This is a genomic window from Luteibacter sp. UNCMF331Sha3.1, from assembly GCF_900109915.1.
Lineage (GTDB): Bacteria > Pseudomonadota > Gammaproteobacteria > Xanthomonadales > Rhodanobacteraceae > Luteibacter.
In genome coordinates this window covers 1680234-1704145 of the sequence record NZ_FOBU01000001.1, presented here as the reverse complement: position 1 = coordinate 1704145, position 23912 = coordinate 1680234, and the positions used below count along the sequence as shown (strand labels likewise).

26 protein-coding genes are annotated in these 23912 nt (G+C 67.4%); 20 read left to right on the top strand and 6 right to left on the bottom strand.

Going from position 1 to position 23912, the window contains the following annotated elements; genetic code table 11:
- Positions 1 to 5: 5 nt before the first annotated feature.
- Complete coding sequence (locus BMX32_RS07515; RefSeq protein WP_089976346.1) at positions 6 to 536, bottom strand: gamma carbonic anhydrase family protein; 531 nt, start codon at positions 534 to 536, stop codon at positions 6 to 8.
- A gap of 70 nt (positions 537 to 606) precedes the next feature.
- On the opposite strand from BMX32_RS07515, the gene BMX32_RS07510 reads away from it, so the two are divergent.
- On the top strand, positions 607 to 942 hold the full coding sequence (locus tag BMX32_RS07510) for a hypothetical protein (protein ID WP_029213527.1): 336 nt from the start codon (positions 607 to 609) through the stop codon (positions 940 to 942).
- A gap of 4 nt (positions 943 to 946) precedes the next feature.
- Here the strand turns inward: BMX32_RS07510 and BMX32_RS07505 are convergent, their stop codons facing one another.
- Positions 947 to 1243, bottom strand: coding sequence for a hypothetical protein (locus tag BMX32_RS07505; RefSeq protein WP_089976342.1), 297 nt, complete (start codon positions 1241 to 1243; stop codon positions 947 to 949).
- Positions 1244 to 1403: 160 nt separating this feature from the next.
- Entirely contained in the window at positions 1404 to 1931 is a 528-nt protein-coding gene (locus tag BMX32_RS07500; protein ID WP_029213529.1) for a hypothetical protein, read from the bottom strand.
- 343 nt (positions 1932 to 2274) lie between these two features.
- Between BMX32_RS07500 and BMX32_RS07495 the strand changes: the two genes are divergently transcribed.
- The 4 genes from BMX32_RS07495 (at position 2275) to BMX32_RS07480 (ending at position 7364) form a co-directional block, all read left to right on the top strand.
- A complete protein-coding gene (locus BMX32_RS07495) occupies positions 2275 to 5514 on the top strand; it encodes a protease pro-enzyme activation domain-containing protein (protein WP_170843589.1) in 3240 nt (1079 codons plus the stop codon).
- A gap of 252 nt (positions 5515 to 5766) precedes the next feature.
- The gene (locus BMX32_RS07490) at positions 5767 to 6225 is read left to right on the top strand and encodes a DUF4126 family protein (RefSeq protein WP_089976334.1); all 459 of its coding nucleotides are present in this window, start codon (positions 5767 to 5769) and stop codon (positions 6223 to 6225) included.
- A 183-nt stretch (positions 6226 to 6408) separates the two neighbouring features.
- Entirely contained in the window at positions 6409 to 7032 is a 624-nt protein-coding gene (locus BMX32_RS07485) for a LysE family translocator (protein ID WP_029213532.1), read from the top strand.
- Between the two features lie 50 nt (positions 7033 to 7082).
- A complete protein-coding gene (locus tag BMX32_RS07480) occupies positions 7083 to 7364 on the top strand; it encodes a hypothetical protein (protein ID WP_029213533.1) in 282 nt (93 codons plus the stop codon).
- An 11-nt stretch (positions 7365 to 7375) separates the two neighbouring features.
- Here BMX32_RS07480 and aroE read toward each other — a convergent pair whose 3' ends face one another.
- Positions 7376 to 8212 (bottom strand): shikimate dehydrogenase, encoded by an 837-nt coding sequence (aroE, locus tag BMX32_RS07475; protein ID WP_029213534.1) that lies wholly within the window; start codon positions 8210 to 8212, stop codon positions 7376 to 7378.
- A gap of 158 nt (positions 8213 to 8370) precedes the next feature.
- Between aroE and BMX32_RS07470 the strand changes: the two genes are divergently transcribed.
- Positions 8371 to 8589, top strand: a complete 219-nt coding sequence (locus BMX32_RS07470; RefSeq protein WP_029213535.1) for a hypothetical protein — start codon at positions 8371 to 8373, stop codon at positions 8587 to 8589.
- Between the two features lie 7 nt (positions 8590 to 8596).
- Here BMX32_RS07470 and BMX32_RS07465 read toward each other — a convergent pair whose 3' ends face one another.
- Complete coding sequence (locus tag BMX32_RS07465; protein WP_029213536.1) at positions 8597 to 10081, bottom strand: RimK family protein; 1485 nt, start codon at positions 10079 to 10081, stop codon at positions 8597 to 8599.
- A 237-nt stretch (positions 10082 to 10318) separates the two neighbouring features.
- On the opposite strand from BMX32_RS07465, the gene BMX32_RS07460 reads away from it, so the two are divergent.
- The 14 genes from BMX32_RS07460 (at position 10319) to rbsB (ending at position 21430) form a co-directional block, all read left to right on the top strand.
- Positions 10319 to 10789, top strand: coding sequence for a GNAT family N-acetyltransferase (locus tag BMX32_RS07460; RefSeq protein ID WP_029213537.1), 471 nt, complete (start codon positions 10319 to 10321; stop codon positions 10787 to 10789).
- Positions 10790 to 10833: 44 nt separating this feature from the next.
- Positions 10834 to 11046: an LPS translocon maturation chaperone LptM gene (locus tag BMX32_RS07455; protein ID WP_029213538.1), complete on the top strand. Its 213-nt coding sequence runs from the start codon at positions 10834 to 10836 to the stop codon at positions 11044 to 11046.
- 6 nt (positions 11047 to 11052) lie between these two features.
- Positions 11053 to 11880 carry a diaminopimelate epimerase gene (gene dapF, locus BMX32_RS07450; RefSeq protein WP_089976331.1) on the top strand — a complete coding sequence of 276 codons (828 nt, stop codon included), beginning with the start codon at positions 11053 to 11055 and terminating at the stop codon, positions 11878 to 11880.
- A 63-nt stretch (positions 11881 to 11943) separates the two neighbouring features.
- Positions 11944 to 12630 carry a DUF484 family protein gene (locus BMX32_RS07445; protein WP_029213540.1) on the top strand — a complete coding sequence of 229 codons (687 nt, stop codon included), beginning with the start codon at positions 11944 to 11946 and terminating at the stop codon, positions 12628 to 12630.
- A complete protein-coding gene (locus BMX32_RS07440; protein WP_089976328.1) occupies positions 12627 to 13538 on the top strand; it encodes a tyrosine recombinase XerC in 912 nt (303 codons plus the stop codon). Before BMX32_RS07445 ends, BMX32_RS07440 begins: the two co-directional genes overlap by 4 nt.
- A 90-nt stretch (positions 13539 to 13628) precedes the next feature.
- Entirely contained in the window at positions 13629 to 14162 is a 534-nt protein-coding gene (gene hslV, locus BMX32_RS07435; protein WP_029213542.1) for an ATP-dependent protease subunit HslV, read from the top strand.
- Between the two features lie 4 nt (positions 14163 to 14166).
- Positions 14167 to 15504, top strand: coding sequence for an ATP-dependent protease ATPase subunit HslU (gene hslU / locus BMX32_RS07430; protein WP_029213543.1), 1338 nt, complete (start codon positions 14167 to 14169; stop codon positions 15502 to 15504).
- Between the two features lie 39 nt (positions 15505 to 15543).
- Positions 15544 to 16161, top strand: a complete 618-nt coding sequence (locus BMX32_RS07425) for a hypothetical protein (protein WP_089976325.1) — start codon at positions 15544 to 15546, stop codon at positions 16159 to 16161.
- A 131-nt stretch (positions 16162 to 16292) separates the two neighbouring features.
- On the top strand, positions 16293 to 16646 hold the full coding sequence (locus BMX32_RS07420) for a gamma-butyrobetaine hydroxylase family protein (protein ID WP_029213545.1): 354 nt from the start codon (positions 16293 to 16295) through the stop codon (positions 16644 to 16646).
- 113 nt (positions 16647 to 16759) lie between these two features.
- Complete coding sequence (gene rbsK, locus BMX32_RS07415) at positions 16760 to 17656, top strand: ribokinase (protein WP_089976322.1); 897 nt, start codon at positions 16760 to 16762, stop codon at positions 17654 to 17656.
- Positions 17653 to 18051, top strand: a complete 399-nt coding sequence (gene rbsD, locus BMX32_RS07410; protein ID WP_089976319.1) for a D-ribose pyranase — start codon at positions 17653 to 17655, stop codon at positions 18049 to 18051. The genes rbsK and rbsD overlap by 4 nt, the downstream gene beginning before the upstream one ends.
- The gene (locus tag BMX32_RS07405) at positions 18051 to 19532 is read left to right on the top strand and encodes a sugar ABC transporter ATP-binding protein (protein ID WP_089976313.1); all 1482 of its coding nucleotides are present in this window, start codon (positions 18051 to 18053) and stop codon (positions 19530 to 19532) included. The genes rbsD and BMX32_RS07405 overlap by 1 nt, the downstream gene beginning before the upstream one ends.
- Position 19533: 1 nt before the next feature.
- Entirely contained in the window at positions 19534 to 20478 is a 945-nt protein-coding gene (locus BMX32_RS07400; RefSeq protein ID WP_029213549.1) for an ABC transporter permease subunit, read from the top strand.
- A 19-nt stretch (positions 20479 to 20497) separates the two neighbouring features.
- Positions 20498 to 21430, top strand: a complete 933-nt coding sequence (gene rbsB / locus BMX32_RS07395) for a ribose ABC transporter substrate-binding protein RbsB (RefSeq protein WP_089976309.1) — start codon at positions 20498 to 20500, stop codon at positions 21428 to 21430.
- Between the two features lie 64 nt (positions 21431 to 21494).
- On the opposite strand, the gene BMX32_RS07390 is transcribed toward rbsB, so the two are convergent.
- Positions 21495 to 23120: a DNA translocase FtsK gene (locus tag BMX32_RS07390; RefSeq protein WP_244511476.1), complete on the bottom strand. Its 1626-nt coding sequence runs from the start codon at positions 23118 to 23120 to the stop codon at positions 21495 to 21497.
- Between the last annotated feature and the right edge of the window lie 792 nt (positions 23121 to 23912).

The following is a 23912-nucleotide window of genomic DNA, read 5'->3' as shown; positions in this document are numbered from 1 at the left end:
TGGGGTCAGGCGAGATAATCGTCCTTGAGCCGCACGTAATTCGCGGCGGAATAGTAGAGCTGCTCGACCTGGGCGTCCGAGAGCACCCGGACCATCTTTGCAGGGTTGCCCAGCCAGAGCTCCCGTTCGCCCACGACCTTGCCGGGCGGGATCAACGCACCGGCGCCGACGAAGCCGTTCTTCTTCACCACCACGCCGTCCAGCACGGTGGCGTGCATGCCGATCAGGCAACCGTCCTCGATGGTGCACGCGTGAATCACCGCCCCATGCCCGATGGTCACGTCGTCGCCGATGATCGTCGGGAACCCGCCCGGCGTGTAGGGGCCATCGTGGGTCACGTGGATGATCGCGCCGTCCTGGAGGTTGCTGCGGGCGCCGATGCGGATGTGATGAACATCGCCCCGCGCGACCGCACCCGGCCAGATCGACGCGTCGTCGCCCAGCAAGACGTCGCCGATCACCGTCGCCGCGGCGTCGACGTAAACACGCGCGCCGAGACGCGGAAGGATGCCTTTGAACGGTCGGATATTTGCCATCCCGGCATTATAGATAGGCATGACGCGGCCGCGAGCCGCGTTTTTCCGGGCGACGACGAGGAGCAAGGCGATGAACGGAGCGCGCGCCGCGAGGGCCGTCTGCTGGACGATAGTGGGCTTGCTGGTTGCCTGGCCGGTGTCATGTAGCTGGTTCGTCCTGCGGGGCGACCACGGATTCGCAAAGGTCGCGACCGGCGATACGAAGACGGTCGTCCTCGGAAAGATGGGGATTGCTCACGAGCGGCGCACCGCTGGCGACGCCTCTCCGCCATGGGAGGCGTGCCATCCGCCATGTGTCGAGCGGCTGTGGTTCCGCAACCCGGTTTCCATCGTCGAGGAAAGCTGGGTCGTCGATATCGATGCCGACGGAAAGGTCATCGACAAGACCCACATCACGTCACCCTGAGGGCTTACTGGAAAGAGCCACCCACGATGCGGCCGTCGGCGTCCATCTTCGGGAAGTAGCGGCTGTTGTTCTGGCGCATTTCCCGCGTGGTCATCATGTCAGGCGTGACCAGGGTGACGTCGGGGTAGGCCGCATGGAATTGCTCGGCCGTGGGCTTCGTGGCGATGAAGACGTCGAAGGCCTTCATGTCGGTGACGAAACCTGCGACGGGCTTCGGCTGGCCTGCCGGGGCGGTCTGGCAGGCGCTCAGTGTCGCGATGCCGAGGCCGAGGGCGAGAAAGAGGCGAACGCTGCGGATCATGGTGGGGCTCCTTGCCTTGATGGTGCCGGGGATTATCGGCAAGGAAGCTCTTACGCGACATGAATCGCAGCATTGGGTGGGAGCCAGCCTGCTGGCAATGGGTGCTTGCCCCGAGCACCCATCGCCAGCAGGCTGGCTCCCACCAGAGCGGTGATGCGGCTTAGCCGTTACGGCGACGGATCTGGTCCGCGCGCGCTTCGTCTTCCGCCGTCACCACCTGCTGCTGGGCGTCGAGCTTGGCGCCCAGGATGATCAGCGTGTAGTTGGTGGGATCGAAGTCGCGCAGCAGCGCGATCTCGCGGCGTGCCTCTTCCAGCTGGCGCCGGTTGATCTGGCGCTCGATCTCCTGCGAGGCGAAGGGCAGCGTCTCGCGCAGGGCGTCCTGAGCCGTGGCGTTTTCGGGTTCGAGCTGGATGACGCTGAGGTAATACTCGTAGGCGTTGTTGCCCTGCGGCGCGACAAGCCGCCCTTCCCGGGTCGCTTCGCGAGCGAGGCCGAGCAGGATCTCGACGCCCGAGCTGTCGCCATCGGACGATGCGCTCGACGCGGTCGCATCCGCGGCACCGGGCTGATCGGCATGACGCACACGTAGCGTCGCATACGCCGCGACGGCGGCGAGAGCGACCACGACGGCGCCAATGAGGATGACCGCGCGGCGGGGAAGCGCGGTTTTGCTGGACTGGGACATGGGGGTGGATCCGGGGGGACATGCCCGCAACCCAGGCCGGCCCCCTGTCGACCGGCCCCGGCGGGCGCGCCATCTTCCCGCCCGATTGTTGCAGTTCCGTGGCGGCCCGCTCCCGAACCATACGGAGACGCATGGCATGATGGTTCACATATTCAGACAATGCGCGAGCGTTTGGACGGCCAAATGTGACTCGCGTCATGTTCATGGGCGGAGCCGGCGGTTAGCGTTGCCGCACTGATCGCCCTGGTTAGTGGCGTTGGGATCCTCGATGGATCCCGTTAGGGGGAAGGCCGAAGTAGGGAGCTCGGTGGGGGATACACCACTCACGCAAGGGAGTTACCGCATGTCACGCAGGCACCATACCTGGCTCGCGCTCGCGAGCCTGACGACGGGCTGTGCCCTGTCGTTATCGACCCACGCGACGGATCTGCAGCAGGCGGCGCGATCCCTGCAACCGCAGGCCACCGTGCGTATAACCGGCAAGGTCGACGCGCGCGCGACCTACGGCCTTCCCGATACGGCACCGAAGGCCACCCTCGCGAAGCACGACGCAGGCCTGCTGCCCGTGGCCGAGACGCTCGACAACCTCACGATGGTGCTCAAGCGCGACGACGATCGCGAGAAAGCGTTCCGCACCTTCCTCGCCGCGCAGAAGAATCCCGCCTCTCCCGACTTCCACCACTGGCTCACGGCGAAGGAACTGGGCGAACGTTTCGGGCCCTCGCTCGACGACATCAAGGCGATCCAGGGCTGGATGCAATCGCAGGGCCTGACGGTAAGCAGCGTGTCCGGCGATCGCATGCGCATCGTGTTTTCCGGCCCGTCGGCGTCCGTCGCGAAGGCCTTCGGCACCGAGCTTCGTCGTTACAACGTGGATGGCGTTCGCCACTTCGCCAACAGCACGCAGACGATGGTGCCGGCCGCGATGGCGCCGCTGGTGCAGGCCGTGACGCTGCACGATTTCTTCCCCGTGGCGCAGCATACGGCCACCACCACGAGCCGCCTGGATGCGAAGCGCGGCAAGTGGAGCACCGCGCCGTCGGAGCAGCCCGGGTTCACCGTGCCGCCGGGCAATGCGAACCCGAACATCGCGTACGACCTCGTGCCCGCGGACTTCGCGCAGGTCTACAACGTGAAGCCCCTCTGGGAGCGCTCGCAGCCCATCCGCGGTGCAGGCCAGACCGTGGTGATCCTCGGGCGCAGCGACATCCAGCCCCAGGACGTGGCGAGCTTCCGCAAGGCGTTCCTGCCGGCGGACGCGAAGGGTCGCTTCAGCATCCTGCACCCCACGTTCCGCGGCGAGGCGTGTAAAGCACCCGGCCTCGCTGGCGACGAAGCGGAAGCCGCGCTCGACGTGCAGTGGGCCGGTGCCGCCGCGCCCGATGCCGACGTCATCCTCGCCAGCTGCGCGGATGAGGGCGGGTCGTTCGGCGCGTTTACCGCCGGCTTCCGCCTGCTCGAGCCCGGCCCGTACGGCGACCTGCCGCCGGCGGTGTGGAACCTGAGCTATGGCGCCTGCGAAGCCGCGGACCCGACCAGCGCCTTCCTCGCCGACGTGCTCTGGTCGTCCGCTGCCGCCGAGGGCGTGTCGGTGTTCGTCGCTTCCGGCGACGCGGGTTCCACGGCGTGCGACCAGGGCGCCCTGTTCTGGTCGACCTCCGGCGCGGCGGTGAACGGCCTGGCGTCGTCGCCGTCCGCCGTGGCCGTGGGTGGCACGGACTTCGACGATCGCGGCGAGCAGGCGAAGTACTGGACGAAATCCAATCTTCCCTACTACCAGTCCGCGATCAGCTACATCCCGGAGATGACGTGGAACAACACGTGCGCCAGCAGCCACCTCTACACGCTGCTCGGCTACAAGGACGGCATCACGGCGTGTAACGACGAAGCAGGGCCCGGCTTCAATTACGTGCTGGTGGCTGGCGCCGGCGGCGGGCCCAGCAAGATCTACGGGCAGCCCGTCGCGCAGATCGGTATCGCCGGATCGACCAACCACGCTTCGCGCACCCTGCCCGACGTGTCGTTGTTCGCCGCGAATGGCCTGTTTGGTCACGCCCTGGTGTTCTGCATGTCCGACGCGGCCAATGGCGGCACGGCGTGCAACTTCACCAAGCCCGATGCCGTCTTCGCCAATTCCGCAGGTGGCACGTCGTTCGCAGCGCCGGCCATGGCGGGCGTGCAGGCGCTGATCAACCAGGCATCGGGCGGCCGCAACGGCAACATGCTTCCTGCGCTCTACGGCATCGCCGCGCGTCAGTACGGCACGGTGGGTTCGCCCAACGCCGACATGCTCCGCTCATGCAATTCCGGCAGCGGCGCCACCATCGGCGACCAGTGCGTGTTCAACAACGTGACCGAAGGCGACATCGTGCAGCCCTGCGGCTCGGGTTCGCTCAATTGCGATACCGGCCGCAAGCTCAACAACATCGTCGGCATCGTGCGGGGCGGCGACCCGACCACCAACTCGCTCGTGCCCGCCTGGCAGGCGAACGTGGGTTACAGCATGGCGACGGGCCTGGGCACCATCAACGCGGCGAACCTCGTCGACGCCGTGGTGGACTGGAACGCGCCGGCCAGCCGCGCGTACTCGGCGCCAGCGGATTACCTCGCGCTCAACCAGCTGTTCACCGGCGACGGTTACAGCGATTTCGCGTACATCGATCCGACGAAGCACGTGCTGCATTCGGTGGCGATGAAGGGTGCGGTCAGCCTGCTCGATCAGGGTCAGACGATCGACGCGGGCCTCGACGTTGTCACCTACGGCGACGTGATTCCCGGCCTGAACGCACTCTCCCTGAAGTCGGGCGAGCTGCTCATGGTCGGCGACGACGGCCACCTGCACGTCTGGGTGTCGGCCGCTACCGGTGGCTACTTCACGTTCACCGTGGCCGATCCGATCCCGGCGAACTGGAAGCTGCTCGGCGTGGGCGTCCACGACGCCAGCGGCGTGCAGAAGCTCGTCTGGTTCGACACGAAGACGTCGCGCATCGCATGGTGGGCCCTCGACCTCGACCCGGTGACGCAGAACGACATCATCGTCGTCGGCAAGTCGTGGCCGGTGGACGGGATCGCCGGTGCGACGCCGACGCTCGCCGACGTCAACGGCGACGGCTACACGGACCTCGTCTGGACCGCCACCAACCGTACCGGCGTGGCGCTGTGGATCGGCAACCATGGCGGCGGCTACGTGAAGCGCGCGCTGGGCGATCGCGACGCCGGTGCAGCGCTCTACGGCGTCGGCGACATCGACGGCAATGGGACCACCGACCTCATCTGGACCAATACGGCCAACGGCCAGCTGTCGTGGTGGACGATGGACGGCTTCCGTATCTCCGGACGCGGCAGCGAGGCCATTCCGGCCGGGCTCACGCTCGCTGGCATCGGCGACTACGACGGCGACGGTCGCGCCGACTTCATGTGGCGCGACGCAAACGATCACATCGTGCAGTGGCAGCGCACGAAGACCGGCTTCGCCTCGTACCAGGTAGCGGATGCCTGGGGTGAACCGCTGGTCGTCGCAAAGAACGCGACCATCCCGGCCAACCGCTTCCAGGGCGGCCGTCGTATAGCTCCCGCGTTGTAAGACCCCCGGAGGGAGGGCTCGCCCCCTGAAGTCCCTCCCTCCGGGCTTTCTCGAACGCGATTTCCCAGGCAGGAGCGAGCCTTGCGCGCGACAGCTTCTCGCGAGGCAGCCCAGGTCCCGCTGTTTCCTGCTCCGAAGGCTGTCGCGCGCAAGGCGTGCTCCTGCGGGCGGGGTGGCGGCACGATCGCACTAGCCATCGACGTTCTCCCCATGCGCTAATGCCGTCACCTTCCGAGAAGAGGTGCACGCGCCATGGTCCTCCTGCTCGCTCTGCTCATCGGTGTCGTCGCCGGGCTTCGCGCCCTCATGGCACCCGCCGCGGTCGCCTTCGCCGCCCGCTTCGGCGGCCTCGCTCTCAGCGGCACACCGCTGGCCTTCATGGGCTATGCGTGGACACCGTGGATTCTCGGCATCCTCGCGGTCGGAGAGCTCGTCACGGACAAGCTCCCCACGACACCCAGCCGCAAGATACCGGTCCAGTTCGGCACGCGTCTCATCACCGGGGCCCTGAGCGGTGCCTGCATCGGTGCGGCGCACGACATGCTCGTCGGTGGACTGATCGCCGGTATCGTCGGTGCCGCCATCGGCACGTGGGGCGGCTCGGCACTCCGCACGAAAATGGCTGCCGCCTTCGGCAAGGACACCCCGGCTGCCATCGTCGAAGACATCGTGGCGATCGTGCTGGCGGTTCTGGTGGTCTCGATGGCGTAAATGCCTCGCGGGAGTCCTGTGGGAGCGGCCTTGGCCGCGATGGGTGCTCGCGGCAAGCCCCCATCGCGGCCAAGGCCGCTCCCACAATGTTCTTCCCCCAACCGATCTTTCCCGGGCATGGCCGTATAGCCATCCATCCGCAAATGCGGGTACAGTCGGAATGTCCCCTGCGGAAGTTGCCTCGTGATCGACCTGCACGCCATCGCCCTGGTGTTTTCCGTCTACGTCGTGGGCGTGGTGATCCCGGGGCCGAATTTCGTGGGCATCGCGCACAAGGCGGCTTCCAGCACTACGCGCGAAGCGCTCGCCATGGTGGGCGGCACCGTCGTCGTCAATCTGTTCTGGGCCAGCTGCGCCATCCTCGGCGTCGGTATCGTGTTCGCCGCGTTTCCGTGGATCGCGCTCGCGGTGAAGATTGCCGGCGCGGCTTACCTCATCTGGTTCGGTGGCCGCCTGATCGTCAATGCGCGAGCTGGCGGTGACGACGCGCCGGTCCCCGGTCGTGGCCGCGGCAGCCTCGCGCTCGCCTTCCGCGCCGGCGTCGTCACCAACATCGGCAACCCGAAGGCCATGGCCTTTTTCGCGGCCGTGTTTTCCGCGGCCGCACCGCAACACGTCACCGTGCCGACGTTCCTCTGCATGCTGGCCGTCGTCGCCGTGGTGGCGTCGGTCTGGTACGGGTTTGTCGCCGTCGTCTTCGCCACGCCACGCGTCGCCGCCCGATACCGTCGAGGCAAGGCGTGGATCGACCGCGTGTGTGGCGCGGTCATCGTTTCACTGGGAGTGCGTCAACTACTGACGCGATGACACGCGGCGGTCATGGTGCCGGCGCACGCTACGACCGGAAGGAGGATCCGATGCGTTACGCCATTCTGACCTGCACGATGCTCGCGGCAGGCTGCGCGACCACGACGGCACCCGTCGCCGTCGCACCCCGTGGCGCGCCCATCGCCGTGTCGTGCACGGAGGCGTCGCTCAGCGACACACCCTGCGTCGCGATGGCGAAGGAAAAATGCGCCACACCCCGCGTCGACACCATCCGCCTCGTCCTCGCCACGCCCGACGGCCCAGCGACGAAGGCACGCTACGACTACGAAGCGACGTATGCGTGCCCGATGAGTGTGACCGCGGCCGACTGAGTCGTCGTCCGTCAGAAGCGCTGGCGAAGCATCCGGTAGACCGGATCGGTATCCGGGCGTTGGCCGTGCCATTTATCGAACGCGTCGGCCGCCTGCTCCACCAGCATGCCGAGGCCGTCGCGGAACCAGTCGGGGCGGACGCCCGCGGCGATGGCCCAGCCCTTGAAGCCTGCCGCGGCTGCGCCGTAGCAGAGGTCGTAGGCCGTGGAGTGGTCCTGCACGATCGACATGGGCAGGTCGAAGTCGCCGCCGGTCACGCCGATGGAGGTCGCGTTGACGATCAGGTCGAAACACTCGCCCTCGAGCCCGTCCCAGTAGCGCGTGTGGCAGCGAGCCGGCTCCCCGATGGCGTCGGCGATGGCGTCCGCCTTTTCCGGCGAGCGGTTGACGATGGTCAGGCTCTGCACGCCCGCGTCCATCAGTGCCCAGGCGACGGCCCTGGCCGCGCCGCCGGCGCCGAGGAGCAGGGCGTCGTGGCCGCGCAGGTCGAAGCCGTGGCGTTCGGTGATGTCGCGGACGAAGCCGCTGCCGTCGGTGTTGTGGGCTTCGAAGCCACCGCCGACGAGGGGCGTGAGCGTGTTGGCCGCGCCGGCGCGCGTCGCCGCGTCGCTGGCCGTCTTCGCCAGCGTCAGGGCTGCGGTCTTGTGGGGGAGGGTCACGTTGGCGCCGAGACCACCCTCGGCGAAGAAGCGGCGGACCGCGTCGTCGAATTCGCCCGGGGTGGCGTCGATCGTCTCGTAGCTCAGCTGAAGGCCGAGCTGCGCCGCGAACGCCTTGTGGATTTCCGGGGACAGCGAGTGCGCGATCGGATGACCGAACACGGCGAAACGGTGCGCTTCAGCGCTCATGGACTCTCCTGGCACGGCGCCGGACGGACGCCCGGCGTCACGGATTCTAATGCCGGCAGTCTGCGGCGCGAAGGGTAAAGCGCCGGTCAAGAGTCGCGGGCTTTGAGACGTCGTCGGCTCAGGATCGCCCCATCGTCCACCGCCAAGGGAAGTCCGCCATGAACGACACGCTCTCGCCGCGCCGCCTCCGCGCCCTCATCGCCATGGCCTGGCTGACCCTCGGCTCGCTGGTGCTCCTGCTGACGCCGCTGTCCGGCCATAGCGAAACGCTGGGATGGACGCCGGCGTTCTGGCTGCTGCTGGCGCCAGCGAGCGTGCTGGTGGCGATGAAGCCAGGTCTGCCGATGGCGTTGCTGGCTTCCCTGTTTCGCCGATGACGCCTCGTCACCCCTGGATGCCGAGCCGCTTGAGCTCCAGTCGGCGCAAGAATTCCTGCATCACTCTGATGTACAGGTCTTCGCCCAGATAGGCATCTTCGACGCCGGCGTCGATCGACGGGTTGTCGTTGACCTCGATGACGACCGGCCGGTCGCCCACCTGCTTAAGGTCGACCCCGTAGAGTCCGTCGCCGATCGGGTGGGTGGCCTTGAGCGCCAGCTTCACGACATCGGCCGGCGCGTCGCGCACGGGTACCGTGCGGAAACCGCCGGACTTGGCCGTGCCCTTCGCCCCGTGGTTGTAGATTTGCCAGTGCCCGCGCGACATGAAGTACTGGCACGCGTACAGCGGTTCGTGATTGAGCACGCCGATGCGCCAGTCGAACTCGGTGTAGAGGTATTCCTGGGCGATCAGCAGGGCGCTGTGCGAAAACAGCTCGCTGGCGGCTTTCTGCAGGGCTTCGCGTGTTTCGACTTTCACGACGCCTCGCGAGAACGATCCGTCGGGGATCTTCAGCACGATGGGCAGGCCCAGCTTGTCCGGCAGATCGCTCAGCCGCTTCGCATCGTCGCGGTAGAGGATCTCGGTGATCGGCGTGGCGAGCTTGCGCGCCACCATCAGATCGTTGAGGAAGATCTTGTTGGTGCAACGGAGGATCGACGTCGGGTCGTCGATGACCACCATGCCTTCCTTTTCGGCGCGATGCGCGAAGCGATAGGTATGGTTGTCGCTCGCCGTGGTCTCGCGAATGAACAGGCCGTCGTATTCCGCCAGGCGCTGGTAGTCGTTGCGACCGATCGGGTCGACCTCCATGCCCAGGTGTTTGCCGGCCTCGATGAACTGCTTCAGCGCCTTCTTGTTCGACGGCGGCATGGCTTCGTTCGGATCGACCAGCATCGCGATGTCGTACCGGAAGCGCCGGCGCGTGCGTGGCTTGCGCCAGATCTTCCGCGAGAACTTCTCCAGTGCCTGCGCGAACGCGTCTTCCTGCGCGTCGTCGAGCGTGTGCAGCCCGACGGCCTTGACGGCGGAGACCTGCCACACGCGGTCGCGCTCGAATTCGATGCGCATGAGCGGACACGGGAACATGTCGAAGACCTGCCTCGCAAGATCCTGCAGGTCGGGCAGGGCGGTCTCGCCGAAGTACACGAGCACGCCGAAGTCCGTCGTGTCGCGGCCCCCGGCAGGAAGGAACGTGGACAGCTTCTGGTTGAGGTCGTCGATGTCGAGGCCGTAGAGCGACCGGCGGCGAAGGTCGTTCACCGTGCGCACGGAAGGGATGACCTTGTGGCCGCGTGCCTCCGCGAGCAGCGAGACGTAGTACCCCGTGCCAAGGTACTTGTAGCTGCGGCAGAGGTTGATGACGTGCGTGCGTTCGTCGTCGCCGCCCACCGGCTGGCGTAGGTAGTCCATGGCGCTGACGACATCGGCGGACGGGTAATACGAGCCCCAGTCCGAGGCTTTCTCCACGACGATGACGAGCCGGCTCATGCGACCTCTTTCGATGGCGAATTCTCAGGCTCGTCCCCGCCCGGGGCCGATCGTTTCGCCGGTGGGAAGTGTGTGCCTTCGGCGGCGACACGCACAAGCGCCCCCACGTTCGCCATCGGGCATGGGTTCATGAAAAAGTCATTGATCCATCAAGTCGCGAGGTCTACAGTTTCGCGCTTGCCGTGGTCTGCTTGCCGGGCCTCTCGTCTCGTCCCTCGCGCGGAGTTCCCCAAGCGCATGCGTCCAGCCCCGGTCACCGCTGCGGTGCGCGTCCGTCGCGCCGAAGTGAGCGATCTCGACGATCTCGTCGCGCTCGAGGAATCGAGTTTCGCGCAGGATCGCCTGAGCCGCGCCCAGTATCGCAAGCACCTCGACAGCGAAAGCGCGCAGGTCCTCGTCGCCAGCGCCAACCATCGACGCTTTCTCGGCACCGCCGTCGTGTTCTTCCGCAAGGGCACGAGCGTGGCGCGGCTTTATTCGATCGCGACGACGCCACAGGCGCAGGGCAAGGGCGTCGGTTCCGCCTTGATCGAGGCGGCCGAGGATGCCGGCCGCGCACGCGGTTGTCGCTCGCTGCGGCTCGAAGTGCGCAAGGACAACGCGGTGGCCATCCGTCTCTACGAGCGGCTGGGATACGCGCGCATCGGCGAATACGCGAACTACTACGCCGACGGCGCGGACGCCCTGCGCTTCGAAAAGCTGCTTTGAGCGGACGCGGGGCTATACTGGCCGCCGTTTCCGGGGAATCGCCCATGCGCCGACTCATCCTCTCGCTTGCCCTCGTGTCCAGCCTCGCCGCGCTCACCGGTTGCGGGCAGAAGGGGCCGCTCTTCTATCCGCCGCCCACGGCGTCGACCACCGCGAGCCCGCAGCCCGGTACGCAGCCGGCGACCAGTGCGACCTCGCTGGCCCCGCCGCCGGCCAGCAGCGCGCGCACGCCGTTCAATCCCATCATTCACGAGTAAGCCGTCGTGCCGTCGCGCTTCACCAAGATGCATGGGATCGGCAACGACTTCGTGATCGTCGACTGGCGGGAAGACGCGCCGCGCGTGCCGAACGCCGCCCGCGTCACGGCGCTGGCCGATCGCCACACCGGCATCGGCTTCGATCAGCTGATCAGCATCGAGCCGGCGCGCGACCCGTCGTGCGCTTTCTATTACGGCATCTGGAACGCCGACGGTTCGCCGTCCGGGCAATGCGGCAACGGCGTCCGCTGCGTCGCCGCGTGGCTGTATCGCGATGGCGCCATCGACCGCGACACCGACGTTCGCCTGGAGAGCCCCTCCGGCCCAGTGGTGGTCCGCGTGCTCGACGAGAGCAGGGTGGTCGTCGATATGGGCGAGCCTGATTTCGACCCGGAGCACATTCCGCTCGACCGTCCGGCCCACGCCACCTATACGGTGACGGTCGAGGGCGAGGACGTCTCCTTCGGTTCGGTCTCGATGGGTAACCCGCATGCCGTGGTGCTCGTCGACGACGTGAGCGATCCACGGATCGATCGCCTCGGCCCCGCGCTCACGTCCCACCCCGTGTTCCCCCAGGGCGCGAACGTCGGCTTCGCGCAGCGCCTCGGCCCGGATCTGATCCGGCTCCGCGTGCACGAGCGCGGCAGCGGCTGGACGCGCGCTTGCGGGACCGGCGCCTGCGCCGCCGCCGCGGTCGTCCAGGCGCTGGGTCTCGCGGCGCCCATCGTCGGCGTCGAACTGCCCGGCGGCACGCTGACGATCGAGTGGCATGGGCCGGGCCACACGCTGTGGATGACCGGTCCGGCCGCCTTCGTCTTCGAAGGCGAGGTGTGACGTCATCGCCGGAACGCGGCACACTGCCACTCAGACAGCCGTAGCGCCACCGAGGATTTGCCCATGACCGACACCGCGATCGACGGCGACATCAAGCCAGCCACCGTGGCGTCGTACCTGCGGCGGCACCCCGACTTCCTCGCCGACTACCCCGACCTCGCGAGCGAGCTCGTCCTGCCGAGCGCGAACGGCCCGGCCGCGTCGCTCGCCGTGCACCAGCTGCGTGGCCTGCGAGAGAAGAACGCGACGCTGGAAGCGCGCCTGCGCGAGCTGACCGCGGTGGCCGGCGACAACGAAAAACTGATGCGCCGGGTCCACGGCCTCATGCTCGCGCTGCTGGGCTCGCGCGACATCGAGGAAACCGTCCGTAACGTGGTGCGTCGGCTGACGGAAGACTTTCAGTCCGAGCGGATCCGCCTCATCTTTTTCGGCGATCTCGCCGGTCTGCCGGACGAGCCCTGGCTGCTGCGCGAACCGCACGGCGCGTCCGGGTTGCCGGAATTCGCCTCGTTCCTCGAGCACAACGACCCGGTCGCGGGCCGCCTGGCCCCGGAAAAGCTCCACCGCCTGTTCGGCGACGACGCGCCGGCCGTGCGCTCGGCCGCGCTGATGCGTATCGGTCCCGACGCGATCCTCGCCATCGGCAGCGCCGATGCCGACCGCTTCCACCCGGGCATGGGCACGCTGTTCCTCGACATGATCTCGACCACGGTCGGCTCCGCGATCGAACGGGCACGGAAGGTGGCGTGACTCCCCGCGCCGCCGTCGAGGCCTTCCTCGGCCATTTCGCCGCCGAGCGCGCGCCGTCCGCGCACACGATGTCCGCCTACCGGCGCGACCTCGACAAGCTGCTGGCCTTCATGGAGGCCGAGGGACTGGAGCGTTTCGACGACCTCAGTCCCGACCGCCTGCGTTCGATGATCGCCCGCCTGCACCGGCCACCGCCCGGGCGGAAGGGCGCGGACGCGAAAGGGCTCGAGCCCAACAGCATCCAGCGCCTGCTGTCGGCATGCCGCACGCTATTTCGTTATCTCAGCCGGGAAGGCCGCCTCGACCACGATCCGGCCGCCGGCGTCCGTGGACCCAAGGTGCGCCGCAAGCTCCCGCTGGTGCTGGATGCCGACGAAGCACGGGAACTGGTCGAGACGAACCTCGGCGGCGCCCTCGCACCGCGCGACACGGCGATGATGGAGCTGTTCTATTCGAGCGGCCTGCGATTGTCCGAGCTGTGCGGCCTGCGCTGGGGCGACCTCGATCTCGAGGACGGCCAGGTCCGCGTGCTCGGCAAGGGCAACAAGACGCGCATCCTGCCCGTGGGTCGATTCGCCGTTGCGGCCCTGAGGGCCCTGGCCGGGCTGGGCGGTGCGGAACCCGAGGCGCCGGTCTTCAAGGGCCGGGGTGGCGCGCCGATCAGTGCGCGGGCCGTGCAGCTGCGGCTGGCGAAGCTGTCCAGCGGGCAGGCCAAGCGGGTGCATCCCCACATGCTGCGGCACACCTTCGCCAGCCACATGCTGGAATCCTCGGGCGACCTGCGCTCCGTACAGGAGCTGCTCGGACACGCCGACATCGCCACCACCCAGATCTACACGCACCTCGATTTCCAGCACCTGGCCAGGGTGTACGACGCCGCCCACCCCCGGGCGAAGCGAAAGGGCTAAGGGGCGGGGGCCCCGGGGCGTGGGAGCACCCCGGACTTGCGACGCCTCCCGCCTACCCCCACCTCTGGCGTCTCCCCCAAGGAACGCACTATGGAACCGATGCACGCCACGACCATCGTCTGCGTCCGCCGCGACGGCAAGGTCGTCATCGGCAGTGACGGTCAGGTCACTCTCGGCAATACCGTCATGAAGGCCAACGCCCGCAAGGTGCGCCGCCTCGGCAAGGGCGACGTCCTGGCCGGCTTCGCGGGCGCGACCGCCGACGCCTTCACGCTGTTCGAGCTGTTCGAGGAAAAGCTGGTCAAGCACGGCGGCAACCTCACGCGCTCGGCCGTGGAGATGGCGAAGGAATGGCGTACCGACCGCCGCCTGGGACGCCTCGAGGCGATGCTGGCCGTCGCCGACAAGGAAGCCTCCCTGCTCATCTCGGGCAACGGCGACGTGCTGGAGCCGGAACACGGCCTGATCGCCATCGGTTCAGGCGGCCCCTACGCCCAGTCGGCCGCCTTGGCCCTGATGGAGAACACCGACCTCGATGCGCGCACGATCGTGGAAAAAGCGCTGAAGATCGCCGGCGATATCTGCATCTACACCAATCACAACTATTCGATCGAAGAGCTCTGAGCCGATGTCTGAACTCACTCCCCGCGAGATCGTCAACGAACTGGACCGCTACATCATCGGTCAGCACGACGCCAAGCGCGCCGTCGCCATCGCGCTGCGCAATCGCTGGCGCCGCATGCAGCTGGATCCGGCGATGCGTGACGAGGTCACCCCGAAGAACATCCTGATGATCGGGCCGACCGGCGTCGGCAAGACGGAGATCGCCCGTCGTCTGGCGACGCTCGCCAACGCGCCGTTCGTGAAGGTCGAGGCCACCAAGTTCACCGAAGTGGGCTACGTCGGCAAGGATGTGGAGTCGATCATCCGCGATCTCGCCGATGTGTCGTACAAGCTGGTGCGCGAGCAGGCCAAGGGCCGCGTGCGTAGCCAGGCCGAGGACGCGGCCGAAGATCGACTGCTCGACGCGCTCCTGCCGCGCCGCCAGGCCACCGGCTGGGACGACACCGGCAGCGCGGCGCCGGCGATCGACAGCGACACCCGCCAGAAGCTGCGCAAGCAGCTGCGCGAAGGCGCGCTCGACGATCGCGAGATCGAGCTCGATTTCGCCACCAACGTCGGCGTCGAGATCATGACTCCGCCGGGCATGGAGGAGATGAGCCAGCAGCTGGGCAAGATGTTCCAGAACCTCGGCGGCCAGAAATCGCAGCGCCGCAAGACCACCATTCGCCAAGCGCGACCGATCCTCGTGGAAGAAGAGGCCGGCAAGCTGCTCAACGACGACGACCTGCGGGCACGCGCGGTCGACATCGCCGAGCAGAACGGCATCGTCTTCATCGACGAGATCGACAAGGTGGCGCAGCGGTCGGAGTGGGGCGGTGCCGGCGTCAGCCGTGAAGGTGTGCAGCGCGACCTGCTGCCGCTGGTGGAGGGCTCCACGGTCTCCACGAAATACGGGCCGATCAAGACCGACCACATCCTGTTCATCGCGTCGGGCGCGTTTTCACTGGCGAAGCCGTCCGATCTGATTCCCGAACTGCAGGGTCGCCTGCCGATCCGCGTGGAACTCAGCGCGCTCTCGGTCGACGACTTCAAGCGCATCTTGCGCGAGCCGAACAATGCCCTGACCAAGCAATATGTTGCGCTGCTCAACACCGAAGGCGTGACGCTTAGCTTTACCGAATCCGGCATCGACCGCCTGGCGGACGTGGCCTTCCAGGTCAACGAGCGCACCGAAAACATCGGTGCCCGCCGCCTGCACACGGTCATGGAGCGGCTTCTGGAGCGCATCTCCTTCGAAGCTGCCGACAAATCCGGCGAAACGTACGACATCGACGCCGAATATGTCGACAAAAACCTGGCTTCGCTGGTGAAGGACGAGGATCTCAGCCGTTACATCCTCTGAACACCGGAGCCTACCCCCTCTGCTAAACTATTGAACGATATGGGCAAGGTTATCCAACTCAAAACGAGCGGCCAGCGAGCCAGTCTGCGCGAAGCGCAGGAAAGCAAACAGCTGGTACGCCTCTGGCGCGACGAACTCGAGCACGGCAGCTTCTGCGGCTACGTGGGCGGGGTCGGTCGCGAATTCTTCCTGCTGTGGGTCGTCGGCGACGGCGTCAGCTATGACGGCATGTACGTCATGCGGCATCGCGACATCTCGGAGTTCGAGGCGCCGGACAAGCACGCGATCTTCCTCGAGAAGGCGCTCGCGCTCAAAGGCATCGTGCCGAGCCCTCCTTCTGACTTCCCGCTCGACGACATCAATCAGGTCGTCCAGGCGGCGTCGGCGCACGCTCCGGTCATCGGCGTGCACGTCGACAGCGAGGACGAAGCCGAGGTCTGCTACATCGGCCGCGTCGTCAGCGTGGAAGAAGAAGGCTTCAACATGCAGGAGATCACCCCCGACGCGGAATGGCTGCGCGAGCCGTCGTTCTTCTCGTGGGACGAGATCTCCACCATCAGCATGGAAGACGCCTACGCCACGGCGTTGCTCGCGGTCGCCGGCGATCCGCCGCCGCTCGAGCAGGGCACCGGCGACGGTTTCGGCCGGGCGCACTAGCGATATACCTTCGAGCCGATCGGTGGGAGCCAGCCTGCTGGCGATGGGTGCTTACGCCAGGCATCCATCGCCAGCAGGCTGGCTCCCACCGGGATCGCTCCTGAAGTTCGTTCGACCTCATTGGTTCTCCCATGACACGGCCCCGCCCCGTCGACATCGTGCTCCACGCCTCGTCCCGCGTCCTCGAAGTCGCCTTCGACAACGGCGAGCGGTTCCGGCTCCCCTGCGAATACCTCCGGGTGAACTCGCCCAGCGCCGAAGTCCAGGGCCATGGCCCGGGCCAGAAGGTGCTTGTGCACGGCAAGCGCGACGTGAACATCGAAGCCCTGGAACCCACGGGCCACTATGGCGTGCTGATCCGTTTCGACGACGGACACGCCAGCGGCATCTTCGGCTGGGACATGCTCTACGACTTCGGCCGCCACTACGAAACGTCGTGGGCGGCCTACCTCGACGAACTCGCGGCCAAGGGCCTTTCCCGGTAGTGGAAAGCACGCGCATGAAAGCATCGTGCGCGGCGCGGCGGTATATTTGCGCGCCATCCCGCATCCACGAGCGAACATCGGACGTTCCGCGAGCCTCCCGGAGCTAGAGCAGCATGACGCGAATCGCCGTCGTCGGTAGCATCAACATGGACCTGGTCACTCTCGCGCCGCGCTTCCCCGGGCCGGGTGAAACGCTGACCGGCGACCGCTTCCTCACGATTCCCGGTGGCAAGGGCGCGAACCAGGCCGTCGCCGCCGCGCGGCTCGGCGCCTCGGTGTCGATGGTCGGGTGCATCGGCGACGATGCCTTCGGTAAACAGCTGTACGACGGCCTGGTGGCGGAGGGCGTCGATGTCGGCCACGTGACCCGCATCGACGGCATCGGCAGCGGCACGGCCTCCATCACCGTGGCCGGTGGCGAGAACAACATCGTCGTGGTGCCGGCCGCGAATGGCCGGGTCACACCGGCCCAGGTCGAGGCCGCGCGCGCGGTCATCCGCGATGCCGACGCCGTGCTGGTGCAGCTCGAAATCCCGCTCGACGCGGTCGAGGCCACGCTGCGCATCGCGCACGAGGAGGGCACCCCGGTCATCCTCAATCCCGCGCCGGCACAGCGCCTGCCCGCCGAATGGCTCGCACGCGTACGGTACCTCACACCCAATCAGCATGAACTGGCGATGGTGCTGGGTGACGATGCCGGCACCGATTTCCGCGAACTGATGCGTCGCGCACCCTGCCCGGTCGTACTGACGCGCGGCGAAGACGGCGCATGGTTCCGCGACGGCGACGAGGCGCCGCGGCACCAGCCGGGCTTCCGCGTCGACGCCGTGGACAGCACCGGCGCGGGCGACACGTTCAACGCCGCGCTCGCGGTGTATCTCGCCGAAGGCCTCGATGTCGCCGTGCGCAAGGCCAACGCCGCCGCGGCGATCGCCGTGTCGCGTCTCGGTGCACAGGGCGGCATGCCGCGCGCCGACGAGGTCACGGCTTTCCTGGAGACACATTCATGAGACGTCGCGGCCTGTTGCATGCCGAACTCAATCGCGTGATCGCGGCCATGGGCCACACCGACACCCTGGTGATCGGCGACGTGGGCCTCCCGGTGCCACCGGGCGTTCGCTGCATCGACCTGGCGGTGCTCCCCGGCACGCCGTCGTTCGCCGCCGTGTTCGACGCCGTGTACGCGGAACTCGCGGTGGAAAGCGCGACGGTCGCCCGGGAAATCCATGGACGCAACGACGCCCTCATGGCGCTATCGGATCGCCTTCGGGCGGACGGCATCGGCGTGGAAGAGGTATCGCACGACGACTTCAAGCACCTGTGCGCGCGTGCGGTCGCCGTGGTGCGCACGGGCGAAACGTCGCCGTACGCCAACGTGATTCTGCATGCGGGCGTGACCTTCTGATGAGTACGCCACTCGTCACGATGCGGGACATCCACAAGGCCTTCGGGCCGGTGAAGGTGCTCGAAGGCGTCGACTTCGAATTGCTGCCGGGCGAAGTTCACGCGCTGATGGGTGAGAACGGCGCGGGCAAGTCCACGCTGATGAAGATCCTCACCGGGATCTACGCGCCGGACTCGGGCACGGTCGAGGTCGACGGCAGGCCCGCGACCATCGCCACGCCCGCCGATGCCGAAAAGAACGGCATCGCCATCATCCATCAGGAACTCAACCTGATTCCCGCGCTGACCATCGCGGACAACCTGTTTCTCGGCCGGGAGATCCAGCGCTTCGGCCTGCTCGACCACCGGGCGATGACGAAACGCGCGCTGGAATGGCTGGCCCGCGTCGGCATGGAGCGGCTCGACCCGGGTACGAAGATCGAACGCCTGTCCGTCGGCCAGCAGCAGATGGTGGAGATCGCACGCGCGCTCGGCCAGAACGCGCGCGTGCTGATCATGGACGAGCCGACGGCCGCGCTGACCGAACACGAGACGAACGTGCTGTTCCGGCTGATCCGCGACCTGCGTGACCAGGGCACCGGTATCGTCTACGTCTCGCATCGCATGGAAGAGATCTTCGCGTTGTGCGATCGCATCTCCATCCTGCGCGACGGCAAGTTCGTGGGCACGCGGCCCGTGCCGGGCCTCGCCTTCGACGAGGTCGTGAAGATGATGGTGGGACGCACGCTCGACGCGCGGTTTCCCACGCGCACGCCGAACATCGGCGCCGTGCGCCTCAAGGTGGAACACGTCACCGGCGGCATCGTCCAGGACGTGAGCTTCGAACTGCATGCGGGCGAAGTGCTCGGCGTCGCGGGTCTTCTCGGCGCCGGCCGCACGGAGATGGCGCGCCTGCTGTTCGGCCTCGACAAGCTGCAAAGCGGCCAGGTCACGCTCGATGGCAAGGCGATCACGCCGAAGTCGCCGAACGAAGCGATCCACGCGGGCTTCGGTTTCGTCACCGAGGATCGCAAGGCCCAGGGCCTCGTGCTCGACATGAGCCTGCGCGAGAACGTCAGTCTGCCGCGCGTGCCCGCGCACGCCGGCCTGGTCGACCGACCGGCGGAGAAGACCCAGACGCGTGGCCTCATGGATGCCCTGAAGATCCGCGCGCGCGACAGCGAGATCGACGTGCGTGCGCTCTCCGGCGGCAATCAGCAGAAAGTGGTGCTGGCCAAGTGGCTGGCACTGAAGCCACGCGTGCTCATCCTCGACGAGCCGACGCGTGGTGTCGACGTCGGCGGCAAGGCCGAGATCTACCACATCATCAATCAACTCGCGGAGCAGGGCGTGGCCATCCTCATGATTTCATCGGAGCTGCCGGAGGTCCTCGCCATGAGCGACCGTATCCTGGTGATGCACGAAGGTCGTGCGACCGGCCTACTCGATGCCCACGGCGCCACCCAGGAAGCCGTGATGACCGCCGCGACCGGAGGCAAGTGACATGACGCTCCAACTCAACTGGAGCCGCGCCGCGACGCTCCTTCAGCGCCTCGGTTCGGTCATCGGCCTGGTGCTGCTCTTCATCGTGCTCTCGATCATGAGCCCGGACTTCCTCACCACGGGCAATCTGCTGACCGTGCTGCGACAGGTGTCGATCAACGCGCTCATCGCGTTCGGCATGACGTTCGTGATCCTGTCGGGCGGTATCGACCTGTCCGTGGGTGCGATCCTCGCGCTCACCGGCGCCGTCACCGCCGGCCTGATGGCCGCGGGCCACGGCATCGTGCTCGCCGCCGGCGCGGGCCTCGCGCTCGGCCTGCTGCTCGGGGTGATCAACGGCGCGCTCGTATCGTGGGGTCGCGTCGCACCGTTCATCGCCACGCTCGGCACGCTCACGCTGTTGCGCGGCGTCACGCTGTCGTACACGCAGGGCAGCCCGATTCCCGTCACCAACCAGAGCTTCGCCTTGCTCGGTGGCGGCTACGTCGCGAACCTGGTTCCGCTCCCCGTGATCTGGATGTTCATCGCGTTCGTCGCCTGCGGTTTCCTGCTGCGTGGCACGGTATTCGGCCGGCACGTCGTCGCGATCGGCGGCAACGAAGAGGCCGCGCGTCTTTCCGGCGTGCGCATCGCCCCGATGAAGCTCGCGATCTACGGCCTGTCCGGTCTGCTCTCCGCCTTCGCGGGCATCGTGCTCACCTCGCGCCTGTATTCCGCGCAGGCGACGGCCGGCGCCGGTTACGAGCTCGATGCGATCGCCGCGGTCGTGCTCGGCGGCACCAGTCTCGCGGGCGGTCGCGGCTGGCTGTTCGGTACGCTCGTCGGCGCGCTGCTCATCGGTTTTCTGAACAACGGTCTCAATCTGCTCGGCGTCAGCTCGTTCTATCAGCAGATCGTCAAGGGCATCGTCATCCTGATCGCCGTCCTGCTGGACCGGCGGCAGTAATTCAACGAGGAAACACATCATGCGCAAACTCACATTCCTCGCCGCGGCCGCGGCAACGTTCCTCGCCGCCTGCTCGCAGCAGGGTCCCGGCGAATCCGCGCCCGCCGCCAGCGCAAGCGCCGGTGGCGCGGCGTCCGGTACGCCCGTGGTCGGCCTCGCGCTGTCCACGCAGAACAACCCGTTCTTCGTCGAGCTGAAGGACGGCGCGCAGAAGGCCGCGAAGGACGCCGGCGTGCAGCTGGTCGTCGTCGACGCGCAGGACGATCCGGCGCGCCAGATCTCGAGCGTGGAAGACCTCATCCAGAAGCGCGTTTCGGTGATCCTGCTCAATCCGACGGATTCGTCGGCCCTCGCGGGCGCCGTGCAGTCCGCGCAGCGCGCGAACATCCCGGTGATCACGCTCGACCGCGGTGTCGACGGCGCCGAAGTCGCCTCGCACATCGCATCCGACAACGTCGCCGGCGGCAAGATGGCCGCGGACTTCCTGTCCAAGGCACTCGGCGGCAAGGGCAACATCATCGAGCTGCAGGGCGTGGCCGGCACGTCGGCGGCGCGCGAGCGCGGCAAGGGCTTCGACGACGAAGTCGCCACCACCGGCATGAAGATCGTCGCGCAGCAGCCCGCCAACTTCGATCGTGCGCAGGGCCTTTCGGTCAGCGAGAACCTGCTGCAGGGCAATCCGGACGTGCAGGCGATCTTCGCCCAGAACGACGAGATGGCCCTCGGCGCGGTGCAGGCCCTGGCCGGCAAGAACAAGAAGGTGCTGGTCGTCGGCTTCGACGGTACGCCGGACGGCAAGACCGCCGTGATGAACGGCACGATGGCCGCCACGGTCGCCCAGCAGCCCGAAGAGATCGGTCGTCTCGGCGTCGACGCCGCGAAGAAGCTGATCGACAAGCAGCCCGTCGACAAGTCGATCGCGGTGCCGCTGAAGCTGTTGACGAAGGAATAAAAAAAACGGGCCCTCGGGCCCGTTTTTCTTGCTCGGTGGGAGCCAGCCTGCTGGCTCCCACCGATTAGTCCTGCGGCCCCGGCGCGATCACTTCCCGCTGTCCGTTGATGCCCATCGACGACACCAGACCCGCGGCCTCCATCGCCTCCACCAGGCGCGCGGCGCGGTTGTAGCCGATGCGGAACTGCCGTTGCACGAACGAGATCGACGCGCGACGCGAGCGCAGCACGAAGGCGGCGGCTTCGTCGTAGAGCGGATCGAGTTCGGCATCGACGCCGTCTTCGCCGCCTTCTCCTTCGACGACGTCGCTCGGCGGCCCGGCGAGGATCTCTTCCTTGTAATCCGGTTCGCCGAACTGCTTCAGCCACGCGACGATGCGGTGCACCTCTTCGTCCGCGACGAAGGCGCCGTGGATACGCTGCGGATAGCCCGTGCCGGGCGGCAGGAACAACATGTCGCCCTGACCGAGCAGACTCTCGGCGCCCATCTGGTCGAGGATGGTGCGCGAGTCGATCTTCGACGAGACCTGGAAGGCGACGCGTGTCGGGATGTTCGCCTTGATGAGGCCGGTGATCACGTCGACGGACGGTCGCTGCGTGGCGAGGATCAGGTGGATGCCGGCAGCGCGCGCCTTCTGTGCGAGCCGGGCGATGAGTTCCTCGATCTTCTTGCCGGCCACCATCATCAGGTCGGCGAGCTCGTCGATCACCACGACGATCATCGGCAGCGTGTCGAGGTGCTCGGGAATCTCCGGGTGCGCGGGGAACGGATTGAACAGCGGCTTGCCCGCGGCGCGCGCCTCGCGGATCTTCTGGTTGTAGCCGGCGAGATTGCGCACGCGGAGGTCGGACATCACCTTGTAGCGATTTTCCATCTCCGCCACGCACCAGTTGAGCGCGTTCGCGGCGAGCTTCATGTCCGTGACCACGGGCGCCAGAAGGTGCGGGATGCCCTCGTAGACGGAGAGCTCCAGCATCTTCGGGTCGATCATGATCATGCGGACGTCTTCGGGCGTCGCCTTGTAGAGCATCGAGAGGATCATCGCGTTCACCGCGACCGACTTGCCGGAACCCGTGGTGCCCGCCACCAGCATGTGCGGCGCCTTCGCGAGGTCCGCCACGACGGGTTCGCCCGTGATGCCCTTGCCCATCGCGAGCGTCAGCAACGAATCGGAGTCGCGATACTCGGCGGATTCCAGGATTTCCGACAGTGCGATCATCTGGCGCTGATCGTTCGGTAGCTCGAGGCCCATGCACGTCTTGCCGGGGATCGTCTCCACCACGCGGATGGAGGAACGTCCGAGGCCGCGCGCGAGGTCTTTCATCAGCGCGACGATCTGATTGCCACGCACGCCGACGGCGGGCTCGACTTCATAGCGCGTGATGACAGGACCGGCCGACGCACCGACGACTTGCACGGGCACCTTGAACTCGCGCAGACGCTGCTCGATCAGCTCGCCCGTGTCGGCGAGCTCGGCGTCGGTGACGGATACGGCGTCGTGGCGTGCGCCGGACAGTAGCGACGTCGGGGGCAGCGAGATCGCGTTCGCCGACGATGCGCGCAGGGGGCGGACGGGCGTCAGCGTGACCGTGCGCGCTGGCTCGATCACGGACTCGTCGTTGGCGGCGATCGCGAAGCGCGACACGGGGTTCACGATGGGCGTGTCGATCGCTACCGGAAGGTCGGGCATCGCGTCGACGGAAGCCACCGGTGTCTCGACGACCTCGGGTTCCGGCGTCACGTAGGTGGCGCGAGCCAGTGACGCGTCGTGGTCGCGCGACACGGTGCGCTCGGCGAACACCGGTGCAGGCGACGCCACGGTCGGCGTGTCGGCTTCGACGGAAGCGGCGGCCCGCGGCGCCAGCCACGGCTCGCGAATGACGGTGTCGGGGCGTGCACGGTGACGCGGCGGTACCGGCGTGGCCACGGACGGGCGAACGGACGGCACGGGTTCGCTACGCGCGGTGTCGGGCCGTGCCGTGACGGCAGGCGCGGCTTTCCGCGCGGGCGTCTTGCCGGCAGGACGACGCCGCGCGGCAGGCCGGTCCGCGCGGCGCACCGCGGCGGCAGGGCGGCGGCCCGTGACACGGCTGGCCGAGCGTGAGAACAGGCGGCGCGCACCTTCGATCGCGAGTGCGCCGATCGGTTCGAGCACGCCGTTGGTGCGGACGAGGAACGACGACCAAGTCACGCCGAGATACCAGGGGAGGGCCACCACGAGCGCGACCAAGGCGACCAGCGCGGCGGGCGCACCGCCCGGGAACGTGGCGAACACGCCGGCGAGCCAACGGCAGACCGCCGCGCCCGCGGTGGGATCGTCGGTGTAGTGGGAAACGACCAGCCCCTCGAGCGTGGCGCTCGAAAGCAGGACGAGGACGAAACCCGTCCAGAACCGGATGGCGCCCGGTCCGACGGTCGGCGGTCTGCGTCGCCGCACGAGCGCGGCGGCGAGGCGCCAGATCAGGGGAAGCAACCAGAGGGT